15 protein-coding genes and 1 tRNA gene are annotated in these 12,760 nt (G+C 47.9%); 9 read left to right on the forward strand and 7 right to left on the reverse strand.

All coding sequences use genetic code 11. The annotated features are described in order from the left end of the window. Positions 1-12 precede the first annotated feature (12 nt). The 4 genes from H6626_00275 to H6626_00290 form a co-directional block, all read right to left on the reverse strand. Entirely contained in the window at positions 13-780 is a 768-nt protein-coding gene (locus tag H6626_00275; protein ID USN48910.1) for an aquaporin, read from the reverse strand. Between the two features lie 8 nt (positions 781-788). Then, positions 789-1,841 carry a methyltransferase domain-containing protein gene (locus H6626_00280; protein USN47566.1) on the reverse strand — a complete coding sequence of 351 codons (1,053 nt, stop codon included), beginning with the start codon at positions 1,839-1,841 and terminating at the stop codon, positions 789-791. Positions 1,842-2,058: 217 nt separating this feature from the next. Further along, entirely contained in the window at positions 2,059-3,111 is a 1,053-nt protein-coding gene (locus H6626_00285) for a hypothetical protein (GenBank protein USN47567.1), read from the reverse strand. A gap of 81 nt (positions 3,112-3,192) precedes the next feature. Then, positions 3,193-4,068, reverse strand: a complete 876-nt coding sequence (locus H6626_00290; GenBank protein ID USN47568.1) for a glycosyltransferase family 2 protein — start codon at positions 4,066-4,068, stop codon at positions 3,193-3,195. 108 nt (positions 4,069-4,176) lie between these two features. On the opposite strand from H6626_00290, the gene H6626_00295 reads away from it, so the two are divergent. From H6626_00295 to H6626_00305, 3 genes are read left to right on the forward strand one after another with little or no spacing between them, the layout of a single operon-like run. Further along, positions 4,177-5,127, forward strand: a complete 951-nt coding sequence (locus tag H6626_00295; GenBank protein ID USN47569.1) for an adenosylmethionine decarboxylase — start codon at positions 4,177-4,179, stop codon at positions 5,125-5,127. 1 nt (position 5,128) lies between these two features. Further along, positions 5,129-6,004 carry a polyamine aminopropyltransferase gene (gene speE, locus H6626_00300; GenBank protein USN47570.1) on the forward strand — a complete coding sequence of 292 codons (876 nt, stop codon included), beginning with the start codon at positions 5,129-5,131 and terminating at the stop codon, positions 6,002-6,004. Next, on the forward strand, positions 6,001-6,681 hold the full coding sequence (locus tag H6626_00305; protein ID USN47571.1) for an RNA methyltransferase: 681 nt from the start codon (positions 6,001-6,003) through the stop codon (positions 6,679-6,681). The genes speE and H6626_00305 overlap by 4 nt, the downstream gene beginning before the upstream one ends. Positions 6,682-6,783: 102 nt before the next feature. Here H6626_00305 and H6626_00310 read toward each other — a convergent pair whose 3' ends face one another. Continuing rightward, positions 6,784-7,314 (reverse strand): DUF2799 domain-containing protein, encoded by a 531-nt coding sequence (locus tag H6626_00310; protein ID USN47572.1) that lies wholly within the window; start codon positions 7,312-7,314, stop codon positions 6,784-6,786. Positions 7,315-7,378: 64 nt separating this feature from the next. Between H6626_00310 and queF the strand changes: the two genes are divergently transcribed. From queF to H6626_00335, 5 genes are all read left to right on the forward strand, one after another. Continuing rightward, on the forward strand, positions 7,379-7,759 hold the full coding sequence (gene queF / locus H6626_00315; GenBank protein USN47573.1) for an NADPH-dependent 7-cyano-7-deazaguanine reductase QueF: 381 nt from the start codon (positions 7,379-7,381) through the stop codon (positions 7,757-7,759). Positions 7,760-8,058: 299 nt separating this feature from the next. After that, complete coding sequence (locus tag H6626_00320; protein ID USN47574.1) at positions 8,059-8,583, forward strand: NYN domain-containing protein; 525 nt, start codon at positions 8,059-8,061, stop codon at positions 8,581-8,583. 48 nt (positions 8,584-8,631) lie between these two features. Further along, positions 8,632-8,708 (forward strand) — tRNA-Arg (locus H6626_00325). Positions 8,709-8,900: 192 nt separating this feature from the next. Beyond that, positions 8,901-9,158: a hypothetical protein gene (locus tag H6626_00330; GenBank protein USN47575.1), complete on the forward strand. Its 258-nt coding sequence runs from the start codon at positions 8,901-8,903 to the stop codon at positions 9,156-9,158. Between the two features lie 15 nt (positions 9,159-9,173). Beyond that, positions 9,174-9,539, forward strand: coding sequence for an HNH endonuclease (locus tag H6626_00335; protein ID USN48911.1), 366 nt, complete (start codon positions 9,174-9,176; stop codon positions 9,537-9,539). Positions 9,540-9,702: 163 nt separating this feature from the next. Here H6626_00335 and H6626_00340 read toward each other — a convergent pair whose 3' ends face one another. Further along, on the reverse strand, positions 9,703-10,158 hold the full coding sequence (locus H6626_00340) for a hypothetical protein (GenBank protein ID USN47576.1): 456 nt from the start codon (positions 10,156-10,158) through the stop codon (positions 9,703-9,705). Between the two features lie 135 nt (positions 10,159-10,293). Continuing rightward, the gene (locus H6626_00345) at positions 10,294-11,358 is read right to left on the reverse strand and encodes a hypothetical protein (protein ID USN47577.1); all 1,065 of its coding nucleotides are present in this window, start codon (positions 11,356-11,358) and stop codon (positions 10,294-10,296) included. A gap of 200 nt (positions 11,359-11,558) precedes the next feature. On the opposite strand from H6626_00345, the gene H6626_00350 reads away from it, so the two are divergent. Further along, entirely contained in the window at positions 11,559-12,734 is a 1,176-nt protein-coding gene (locus H6626_00350) for a hypothetical protein (protein USN47578.1), read from the forward strand. The last annotated feature ends 26 nt before the right edge of the window (positions 12,735-12,760 follow it).

Here is a 12,760-nt window from a genome sequence, read left to right on the forward strand (position 1 = left end):
TGATAGCCAGGACTAGCCTGGCCGTCGAAACACCCGAGCAAAAAAGAATGTTTTTTGAGCGGCTGAAATTTCAGGGGCACAACAAGCCGATTTGTTATCATCACGGAGCAGTTCAAATATCAAGGCCGCTGACGACGATCCTAGCATGGGCCCAACGAAGTAAATCCAAAGTTGGTCATAGGGCAAACCTCCTGCCCATAAAGCGGGTCCAAGGCTGCGCGCTGGATTCATTGATGCTCCCGTAAACGGTCCACCGGCCAGGGCGCCCATGGTCACTGCCATGCCAATGGCAAGAGCCGGCACCACTCCAGGCACTCGCCGATCAGTGGCGACGGCCATAATCACCAGCATTAAAAAAACCGTAAACACTACTTCAAGCCCTAAAGCTTGAAACGGCAAAAGTAATGAACTTGTGGCGCCAAAGTGAACAGCATCCGTAGAGGTTGCGGGCATAAGCAAGGCATGCGCCCCACTGGCAGCTATGGCACCAAGAGTCTGCATGATCCAGTACGGAATCACAAATCGCCACCCAAAGCGGCCCGCCACGGCAAAACCCAAAGTGACGGCGGGGTTAAAGTGAGCGGCAGACACGGGTCCCAATGAAAAAATCATTGCTGCCACAACGGCACCAAAGGCCACAGAAATGCCTACATGGGTGACGGCCCCTTGGCTGTAGTGATTGGCAATCACGGCCCCGCAACCCACAAACACCAGTGCGAACGTGCCGATAAACTCAGCAAAGTAACGTTGCCACACTTGGTGCTCACCAGGTGTGTTAATAAGTTTGTCTAACAACAGCCACCTCCAGGTGCGCAAACCTCAGCAGCTGAGTTGCCCGCCACGGGGCTAGGTCCGCAGTCAAACAATCCATAGTGGGTGGACAAATCACCCTCTATGCGAAAATGATTTTTAAACCGAGTGTCTGCAAGCATCATGGCTGTGTTTGAGCACACCAACATGGGCTTGCCCTTTTCAAACAGGTGATGGTCGTCTAAGGCAAAATAGGTAGAATTATTATCAAGCGTCCCCTTATAGTAGGCCACCTGACCGTAATCTTCGCAGCGATCTTCCAGCGGAAGCTTAAAAGCGCGCATAGTGATTGAATAAAAGCGAGCGCCGTTTACTTTTTTGGATATTTCCGAATCAGTGATCGAAATCTCAGAGGCGTACATTTGCCTTGAATCTTTGCAACCCACTTCAAAAAGCAAGCGGCGAAAGTCTTCGGTGTAAAGGGCGCCGCCGAGGCATTCGCCAAGCAGTGTTTGATCTTCACGACAAGCCTGAGGTAGGCGTCGGTCACAATAAACATCAGAAAAATACAACTCTCCACCAGGTTTTAAAACGCGAAAAATTTCTCGAAAAACGCGCTCTTTTTCAGGAGACAGATTAATCACGCAATTAGACACCACCAAATCCACTGACTCGTTGGCAATGCCGGCAGACTCAAGGTCTTCGATGTAACCCTTCACGAATTGCACGTTGGATTGCGTGTATCCAAACTTTTTCATTTGTGAATCAACATGTCGATTGGCCACTTCCAACTGCTCGTCGGTCATGTCTATGCCAATGACCTTTCCCGTTTCGCCAACCAATTGCGAAAGTAAGTAAACATCGCGCCCAGTGCCGCAGCCAAGATCTAGCACCGTCAATCCCTTAAGCTCACTGGGAAAAGGGGCTCCGCAACCGTAAAATTTATCTTGAATTTCTGCATCAATATTTTTTGTCAGCGCAATCAAATGAGCCGGCATGGACTCCACACTGCAACAGGCTGTGGTTTTAAGATCATTTTTTGTTTTTAAAACTTTACCGTAGTAATCGCGAACCTTGTCGAGCTGACTCATTTTTTACCTCCAAAGGCGAAGCAGACTTGAAAATTTTCAATACAACGAAGGGAGTCTAGCGACCGCACGGGGGAGTGGTCAAAACAGATTACAAAAACACTCGCCCTGACCAGTGGCGTTGGCGAAACTGGACGTGGTGGTTATTCGCCGCAGGAGGTGACAGACAGTAAGTTGAGAGCCAATAGAAAATAGGCTACAGCGAGCTCCTTGCGTCTATTTACTTGAGAAGGCGACCACAATCGCGATCTGAAAACCTCAAGACATGTTTGGAACTGAGCGCCGAAAGCTGGGCCTGGTCCCCACGGGCCTTGGCTTCCCGCATAAGGCGCCATTGCTGTTGGGCGTCCGTAGCCTGATCGTGAGCCTTGAGCACATTTTCTTTGATTTGGTCCATGAGGTGACCCAATTGTACGCCGCGAGTTTCAAGGAATTCAAATTGTTGCAAGTGGCGCTCAATGCCCAATTGTAAAAACTCAATTAAATCAGGTGGAGGAATATCATCAAACTGAGGTAGATCACCCAGGGCACCGACAAAATAAACGAAGTCTTTTTTAAGCGCCTGCTCGTAGTATTGAGTAATCTGCATTTTTAAGACTTCAGAAAGAGGGATTGTTTCAAGGTCACTCCTCAATGCAGCTAATCCCAGGGTGTGAATGGTTTGATAGTCCATCATTCGTAAACTCATCTCGCCAATAAGATGTAAAAGCTCTCGACTGTGTCGCAGCTCTTCAAAATTGTGTCCTTCAAGGTATTCGTGTTGTTGGCTAATGCGGACCAAAGCATGAAACTTTAAAAGCCGTGAAAAAAGCGGGTAATCTTCAGCAAACGCAGGCAGGTGGATGATAAAACGCTCTCGAGCAGGAATCACATGAAAGCCCTGTTCCTCCGGAAAATCTGTGGAACGATACCCTTTTACGTCCCATAAAACATTTTCGTCGTGAAAGTAGGCTTGATAGTAACTCTCTTGCCGATGCAATGGGATCTGACCTAAAAACTCAACAAAAAGGGCATCCAATTGGCTCGCGGGAGATTGTGCCGCGGTAGAACGTCGAAATTCTTTGGGGAGGCCAGGGATCTGGCCACTGTGACTGAGGGCCGGAATGTTGAGGTTGGCAACTAATTCGATCGCTTCACTCATTCTCTGGTGCAATGGAGTGGGCAATAACCGGTGTTGCATACCCTCTTCGGCCCAGAGATCGGGCCGCATGACCGCATAGGCTTGAGTGGAAACAACAAGAAGTGTCCCAATAATCACAGCTTTTTTAAACAATTCCTATCCCTCCGGAATTCCCAAAACCCGGTTTTATAGCAAACTCTTGCGCATCATGCCATTTGATTTTTGCAATGCGGCCTATAAGGTAGATTTATGTATGAAGTCAGGTCTTGGGGTGGTGGCTCTCAAATTACCACTTTGAAGGGCGTGGCAGCTGCCGGTGCCGTGTTTTCGATACCCGGCCAAAAGAATGCGGTGTTTTTTTATGTAGGTCTTCCAAGTTTCTCGTTGCTCGTCTTGGCTGAGAAACGGGGAGTTGAGATGCTTTTCAAGGGCGCGAAGTCTCCAATAGTCCATGGCCACATAAAGGTGAGAGAGTTGATCCGCATGTCCCCCGTACTTGGTGATAAGAGGCTCTTCAATGTATGCCACTTCGTATTTTGAGCAAATACGTAACCACAGCTCGTAGTCCTCACACACCCGAAACTGTTCATCAAACAAGCCCACATCGTCAAATACGGTTCGGTGGATCAGCGCCGTGGAGGGGCTAATACAGCATAGGGGGAGGCATTGGGTGTAGATCCGTCCCCCACTTTTTTTGTGCTTTGATTTCTGGGCGAGTGGGGTGCCATTTCTAATCCAGTTTTCATTCGTATGAATGAGAGGTCGCATCGCTTTTGAAAGCAGCACCTCCACTTGCTTTTCCAGTTTTTCAGGGTGCCACTCATCGTCTGAGTCTAAAAAGGCCAACCATTCACCCTTTGAGGCCCGTATGGCCCGGTTTCGAGCTGCACTGACCCCCTGGTTCGGGGTGCGAAAAGACAGGACTTTTTCAGGATCCCATTGTGAAAGCCACAGATCGGTATCGTCTGTGGACCCATCATCCACCACGATCACCTCGTAGGGAGAATAGGATTGGTTCCAAACAGAGGCGAGCGCCCGCTCTAGGGTGTGCCTTCGATTGTACGTGGGGATGATCACCGAGATTTTCGGGCCTCTGCTTGGTTGCACCATAAGCAAGTGGACATATCACAGAAACACGCCATGGCAATGGCCCTTTGAGAAGTTGATTTCCATCCAATTTAACGCTATACGCCAGAGCCTTACCACGCGAGGCGATCATTGTTTTTTGAAGGCTCTGAAAAGAAATTTGAATTGATTGTGAAGCCCGGCGGGCCATCGTTTTTTGATTGGTCCACAAAAGAATGGGCCAAGGTCGTCGAAATGTCTCAAGCTCAAATTTTATCTGAGTTGAGCAACGAGCGAGTCCGAGCCTATCTGCTTTCAGAATCAAGCCTTTTTGTCTGGAAACATCACATCACCATGATCACCTGCGGGCAAACGCGATTGATCAATGCACTAGAGTATGTGTTGTCAAAGCTTGACCCTGACAGCGTGGAAGCCGTGATTTATGAGAGAAAAAACGAGTACTTTCCCCACCGGCAGTCGACGGATTTCTACCAAGACTCCAAACGCCTAAAGGCACTTGTGGGCGGCCAAGCCTTTCGCTTTGGTCATGCTGACACCCACCACCTATTTTTGTTCGATATGGGTAAGTCGTACCACCCAGAACCCAGTGACACCACACTTGAGGTTTTGATGTATGGACTCAGGGATCACGCGTATGAATTATTTGCCAATGCGGCCACCGGCAGGGAGGCCATTCGAAGAAACACGGGTATTGCAGATTTATTGCCGGGTTTTTTGATTGATGATTATGTGTTTTCCCCCTGCGGTTACTCATTGAATGCCATTAATGGCGATCAGTATTTCACCATCCATGTCACACCCCAAGAAGATAGCCCCTATGTCAGCTTTGAAACCAATGTGACAAAGGGTGATTCCTATGCGCCTTTGGTACGGCGGGTGGTGGAGGTCTTTCAGCCGCAGGCCTTCGACGTTGTGGAGTTTATCCCGAAAAACAACAAGCCGATGACAGAGCCGATGACCATCAGAGGTTATCATAACAAAAGTTTCGTTCAGCAAAATTTGAGCAGTGGGTACAACGTGAGTTTTTGCCACTTTGATCAACCGGGCTTTGTTTCGACAAAAGCCGTTTCTTTGGAGATTTAATATGTCTAGTGAGTCCCAGTTCATTGAAGGTGGTTGGGCCACTGAGGTTCACCGCAACGGATACCGCATGGGGTATCGAGTGGCCGCCTCGCTTTTTTCGCAAAAAAGTGAGTTTCAGCAAGTAGATGTTGTTGAAACTGAAGGGCATGGCCGCATGTTGTTTAATGATCACTTGGCTATGATTTCAGAGCGAGATGAGTTTATTTACCATGACATGATTACCCATGTGCCGCTTTTTGTGCATCCCAACCCCAAGCGGGTGTTGGTAATTGGAGGTGGTGATGGTGGAACGGCTCGTGAGGTGCTTCGCCATGGCTCTGTTGAAGTCTGCGACATGGTAGAAATTGATGAATTAGTTGTTGAGGCCTGCAAGAAATTTATTCCCCAAACTTCAGTGGTATTTGGTAACCCCAAGTTAAATCTTATGATCGAAGATGGGGTGAAGTATGTGGCCGAAACGGACAAAACATATGACGTGGTGATTGTGGATTCTACAGACCCCATTGGGCCCGCACAGCCTTTGTTTGGCTCGGAGTTTTATAAAAACATTCATCGAATTTTGGCTGACGATGGCATAGTGGTTTCACAAGGGGAGTCACCGTTTTTTGACGTGACCATGCAGCAAAAATTATTGTCGATTATTGGTGAGTTTTTTCCGGTGGCCACCATTTATAATTTCAACAACCTCACTTATCCTGGTGGCCTATGGTCGTTCACCTTTGGTAGCAAAAAATATCACCCCATAAAAGACTTCAACCCCTCTCAAGTGGAAAGGTCGCCACTGGATTTTCAATATTACAATGCAGATCTTCACCGGGCCTGTTTTTGTTTGCCTACTTTTATGCAAAAAAATTTGGAAGGTTTGATCAAAGAATGAGTTTATTAGAGGATTCCTTTTCAGGTTCAGAGGGCCAGATTTATTCTTCAGACCAGGTGATAGAAGCCCTATCTCCGCAAATCACGGCTCGACGACTGGCGCGCATGAAAGAAGTGGTGGCTGAGCGCACCTACAGTTTTGCGTCAGTGCTTGAAAATATTTACGACAGAGGCAATGTAAGTGCAGTGATGCGAAGTGCAGAGGCCTTTGGGTTTATGAATTTTCATATTGTTGAACAACCCGACGCTCGATTTAAAGCGGCCAATCGAGTAACTCAAGGCACAGATAAGTGGCTCGATATTAAAAAACATGCATCGACATCAGCGTGTGTGTCGCAATTGAGAGGCTATGGTTATAAAATATATGCCACTCACCTTGAGGCCTCTGTGCCCATTGACGAAGTGGATTTCAGCCAGCCCACAGCCGTTGTGTTCGGAAATGAAAAAGATGGCGTAAGTGATGAAATGCTGAGTGCCTGTGATGGGCGAATCATTTTGCCGATGCATGGTTTTGCACAGAGTTTTAATATTTCAGTGGCCGCAGCCATCACCTTCTATCATGTCTACCAAGCTAGAACTGCCGCTTTAGGGAAAAGCGGCGACCTCAGTGAGCAGGATCAACAAATTCTTTTTGCTAGGTACATACAAAAGAGTGTGCCGAGATCGGCCCTGCGATAAGGCCTCAGGGGAGCCGAGTTTATTTAAAAACTCTATTCCAAAATTGACATTCATGAGTGGCATCAGATTGCAAAACACATTGTGGGGTGTGTATCAAGGCCTTTAATTGATGATCCGGAGCCGCTGGATTTGTTTTTCGTTACCAGCCAAGGTGTTTTCAAGCTCCGTTTTTTGTTGAAAGAGAGCCTGCTTTTCCTGGTCGCTGAGCGAGCGATCATTGAGTTTACTCAACACCAAATTTATGTTTTGCCCCAGTTGCCTTTGGGTCGCCTCTAGGCGGAGGACCCTTTCGCCTCGTTCATAAGCTCTTTGAAAGGCGAGGGATTGTACAGAGGGGCAAATATTCACAAGGGGTTGGCCTGTGCGGCCCCGGTTAAAGCCATTTTCAGGGGTGCAAAACTTGGCTAGGCCAGCGTTATATCCGTTTTCATAGAGGCGGGAGATGGTCTCACTGGAAGATTGCGGGCAGCTCGCTGTAACCTCTGTCCATTTGGGCTCAAGGCCACGAAATCCCTGGCGCCGACCCAACTCGTACCAATCTGGCTCTTGGCAATTCGCCGATAGAGGGGTTGATCCACAGCCTGTGGTGCCAATGAGGATCAGTAAAGATATAAATAACACTAAAGATTTCATGAGCTTGCCTAAGTCTCCCTGGGAAAGTATAGCAAGGGTCGTCCCGCTGACCAAGAGGAGAGTTATGAGTGAGGAAAAATTGTATGGTGAGATAGCCATTGAAAACAACGAGCTGGAGCGTTTTGAAAACCGCACGCAGGTTCGACGTTATGAAGTGGATTTTAACTGCCCCGAGTTTACCTGCATCTGTCCTCGCAGTGGCTTTCCGGATTTTGCAACCATTCAAATTCGATATGTGCCAGATCAGTGGTGTGTAGAGTTAAAGTCTCTAAAGCTTTACATTAATAGTTTTCGCAATAAAAAAGTTTTTCACGAAGATGTGACTAATAATATTCTCGATGATTTGGTCACCTTACTCGATCCTCACGAAATCGAAGTGGTGGGCGATTTTAATGTGCGTGGCAATATCAAGACAGTGGTGAAGGCTCGTCACTCAAAGGCATAAAAAAAAGAGCCAGGCACAAAAAAATTGTACACCTGGCTCTCAAGGAGTTTGCGTTGCAAGGCCCAGGGTCATTCAATATGACCTAGGTCTTTATGTATTTCACATCTTGTGCCAACCCTTTGGCCCGGGAAGCATAGCTCTCCCCATTTTATGGTCTAGGCCTTTGACATTGTCGATGACATTGACGTTTTCTAAAATTGCGGGAGCGCGTTGTTTCAGTCTGAAGTCGCGTTGCCAGGAGCATGGTGTCGCGCCCATAATGGAAGGGTCAGAACACGATCTCAGGTAAGGACATCTCAATGGCTCCTAGCGACATGGTTCCCACGAAAAAGCTACTGTTTCAAAAGGTGGCTCTTTTTATCGACGCCGAAAACATAGAGCTCTCGGGCCTCAAGCACCACGAGGGGCGAACCAATTATCGAAAAATCATCGAAGAGGTGGGGGATCGAGAGATTGTTCGCATTTTATATTACAAGCCGATCTACAAAGACATATCGAAAGACTTTGAAAAATTTTGGGGTAGCCTAGGTGGCGAGATCAAGCGCCCCGACAAGAATGCCGACACCTTTTTAACCATTGATGCCGTGACCATGGCCGATAAGCTGGATGTGGCTATTATATTGGGAGGCGATAAGGACTTTCTGCCCCTAGTCTGGTATTTACGCTCCCGCGGCTGCCGCACGGAAATCTGGTCTTGGCCAGAGAGCACCTCACCAGAAGTTCAAGCGGCCGCAGATGCCTACTATCCCTTGACCACAGAATATTTGGTCAAAGACGAAGAAAAGGCTCCACGGCGCACCCACCGCAGCAAGAAAAAAGCTTGATGCCCAGAAAAATTGAGGCATACTACGAGGCCTTGCAAAACCCAGCATGCAGCCGTAGCTCAATTGGATAGAGCACTTGGCTTCGGACCAAGGGGTTGGGAGTTCGAGTCTTCCCGGCTGCACCAATTTTTCGCAGAGCTCGCAAGGCGAGCGAACGAAAAATTGGTGAAGAAGCTGAAGGAGCATGAGCGCGCGTGCTAACCGCACGCCGCGTATGCGACTGAAAATCAAGTCAAATTGCGGCCCCGCCCGCAATTTGAAAATCCTCGCAGAGCTCGCAAAGCGAGCGAACCCTTCTTGCGCTGAGTTCAAATCCTGTGAAAGCAAAAGAATCCGCTCGCATAATCACACCAGAACTGACAGATCTGAAAATCATTGCTGACCAAGAGCTTATAGAAAAACTGGAGAAAATTCGCGGACTTCTTGCACACAAGACCTCTCAACTCTCTCACTGCGAATTGCTGCATGCAATTTGTGATATCGCTATTGAAGACCTTAAGCCTAAAAAACCAAGTCAAAAGGATCTGCAAAATGTCGACAAAACTACGGCGCAACAAGTATGTTTGCGTCAATAGCATCGACGAACTGCCATTCCTCATTCGGTGAAACGGGTCGTGTATCATCGCGATCACGGACATTGTGTTCGCTGTGGATCCACACGTGCCCTGCAGTATGATCACATTCAGCCTATTTGTTTAGGTGGCCGCAATGATGTGTCTAATTTGCGGCTAACTTGCCGGTCTTGTAATCAACGATTTGCTATAGAAAAGCTAGGAAATGAGACGATGGAAGCCCACCTAATAACAATTGATTTAGTTACGGACATGAGTTCCGTTTTTTGGTTTCCATCTGCGGATAAATATTCACCAACAGTGTTGCCATTACTAACTAGAATGAGAGCCGAAGAGTCATTGGATTTTGCTTTTGAAAGAATTGTATCTATATTCATCAACTAGCTCGACGCCCTATCGCCTCCAAAGAAACAGACACCTACGGTACCGGTACCTGATCTACATCGGGAAAGGTTACTAGGTTTTGAGTCCAATTGTAAATCCCTAATGAGCTCTCTTCGCCAAACGCGGCTGAGTGGCCGCCGGGGAAATAACCAAACTGAGTGACTCAGGGAACGTTCATTTTTCGAGCTACGGCCATGGATTCTTCCGCGGGCACGGCGTTGTCGTTTTCACCAAAACTAAAAAACACACGGCCGAGATCAGAAAACACTCGTTTGGCCAGCTCCGTGTCGTCCACTCTGTCGCCGGGAGGTGGATTTTGGTCAATCTCGTCGACCATTTCATGCAGCCACTGAGGAGTATCCGCTGAGAGCTGAGTGATGGCTTGAAACTCATCGATCATCCAAGGTTCATAGGGTACCCTCTGCATTAATTCAGGGACCATGCTTCGATCAGTAAATCCCGGAGTTAGCATTGAACTTGAAAGAATGTAGTTAAGTAGCTCGACTTCGCTATGGCCAGTAGAGAGAAACTTTTCCATCTGCGGGCGATCCATCTCTAGCATTTCATGAACTGTTTTTAAGAAATTTTTCTCCCAATCGCCTTTCTTACCTGGACCCAAATAGTACCACAGACTATGAATGTTTGATTCATCCAGCTTGGGAAGAGATCAAGCCCCCAGCGGCACCGCCAATTAAGATTCCAGTTAAAATATTTTTTTTGCTCGCGTTTTCAAATTTAAATCTGAGATTTTCTGTTAAAAATCCCCTGACCAACTCAGGGCCATGCCGGTGCCCGTTGTGGTCTGCTCTGTAATGTTAGTTTTGATGGCCTTGGAGCCATACCAGGTTTGTAGAGCAAGCTCATAGCCCAGCACTGTTTTTGAACCCGTGATGTCAATTCGATATCCGGCACCGCCTTCAACTTCAACTAGGTCCTTGCGGCCGGCAAGCAAACTATCATAGGAGATCCCGAGCTCTAAACCAACTTCCCAGGGAGCCTTGGTGAGAAATCTTAAATTGGGACCCAGCTTTGGCACTCCAATGTTCACTAAAGCCAATGCGCCTGAATTTGTGGTTATCACGGGTACTTGAGTGTAGCCTGCGGCAATCCCGGCGATCCAATTGGGTTGGAGCTTCCACCCGAAGCCAGCGGTAAAATCCAGAGTTTGAAGGCCCCCAACACTATAGTTTTCATTGCCCACCAAAAACCTAGATTCAAAGAGGAATTTATCCCAAAATCCGTATTCCACATTAAGATCAATAGATTGATTGAGACCGGAGGCCCTCGAAGCGCCGCTTCCCGACAACAAGTCCTTGGTTTTAATAAAATTGTAATAAAATCCCAAACCCATCACTGAGTGAAAACCCCAGTCTCCACCACTTTCAGGTTTAGCCCTTACCTCGCTCACCATCTGCTGGGCCTTATTTGCCACCGACCGAGGAATAGCCCTGGCTGATTCACTTTGGCTTGGGCTCAAATTTTGATGATTTGGCTTGGCAGCAGAGTTGCCATAGTAGATCTGCGAACCAATATAAAAATTGTAGTTCACAACGCGACCATCCGTAGAGGTTGCGAACTCTGGCATAGCCGCAATGGGCATCAGCAGCTTCACCCCAGGGCTCACCAAATTTGGGTCTTTTAGCTGCGGGTTTTTTGAGAGTATTTCGGCAACCAATTGCTTGGGGCTCAATAGACCACTTTTTACAAAGGGAGACCGGCGCACCACCTGATAGATCCACTCACCGGACTTCATTTCGTACTCTTGCCACAACAAATACTGGGTGGCATCGCCGCCAATACTGTTTTGACAAAAGAGCATGATGGCCACTATTGCCAGAAAAAACTGCCTCATGATAAGACATCGGCTGATTATGGTCTGGACTTAAGAAAACCACAACGACCTGTACTTTTGTAGGGCTCGGACTTTGCTCACGAATCTCGCCGGCCACCCACAGACCATGGGCTAGGGCGGTTTTGGTAGGTCCAACAGCAGTTCTTTGCTATAATTTGTGGATGAGATTGTCTTTTAAAATTATAGTTACTGCAGTGGCTGCATTTGTCTTTTTAAACTTGGGCTGCAACAAAAATCCACTGGGTGACGACTCCCAAGACTCATCTTTCAGCCCCGGCACTAGCTTTGACACTCAGGCGCCCACAGCCCCTGCATCCATCGTCCTCTCCGGCGTGGCCTCCACCACCATGACCCCCACTGCCACTTGGGGTGATAGTACAGATGACAGTGGTGTCACAGGATATGAAGTGGCCTTAGGGACCAGTCAAGGTGGTGAAGAGGTTCAACCTTATTCCGATTTGGGTATTACCAATAGCTATCAATTCTCCAGCCTATCTCCGGCACTAACCACTGCTACGGCTTTTTTCATTTCTGTTAGAGCTAAGGACGAGGCCGGCAATATTGGCGAAGCTGTTTCAGCCTCCTTTTATAGCCCCGGACTTGCTACAAGCAACGGCGCCTTTCAGTACCCGGATACCACCTTTGCAGTGAGCTGTTTGGAGTACCTTAATTCCATCAGCTATAACTCTGAAGGCGATGGTCTGTATTGGCTTGATCCCGACGGTGCTGGTGGCAATTCGGAGCTTAAAGCCCATTGTGATATGACTCGAGATGGCGGAGGTTGGACGCTTTTTTCCAATCGAAGAATTCACGGTAGCAATATTGAAAGTTGTCAAACCGGGCTCAATTCCTTTTTTCAAAACGCCTGCGGCAGCCCTGACCTTATTACCAGTGCTGATAGCTATAGCCTGGGCAACACCAGTGTACGCGAAAACATTCTCAGTAGTGGTGAATGGCTATTTGTTCAGTTCGATGGATCCGATGTGGAAGACTCTGATGACGCCTTTATTATCCACCATGGCAGCGACTTGTTCTTTACTTCCACAGGAGTGCTGAACCGAACTGCGGTTACAAAAGTTTGCGATATCAACAACTCCAACTGCGACTCGGCCGGGGTGGAGTTTTTGTGGGCCGGTGATGGTTACTTTTCTAGTGCCCGCTGCAACACTGGGTATTCTCCCGCAGGCGTAACCTACTTCGGCAATTATGGTTATTGTCACAATGGGAATGCCAACTACAACGCAAACTCCTTGTTTGGCAATCGCGATCAATATGTGGAAACAAAACTTTGGGGCCATCCCAGCGGCGGCGGCGCCTATTATGAGCGGATCTTTCTGCGATAGAGGATGTGTGCCGCCTAAGAGCGAAA

The sequence above is a fragment of the Pseudobdellovibrionaceae bacterium genome (assembly GCA_023898385.1).
GTDB lineage: Bacteria > Bdellovibrionota > Bdellovibrionia > Bdellovibrionales > UBA1609.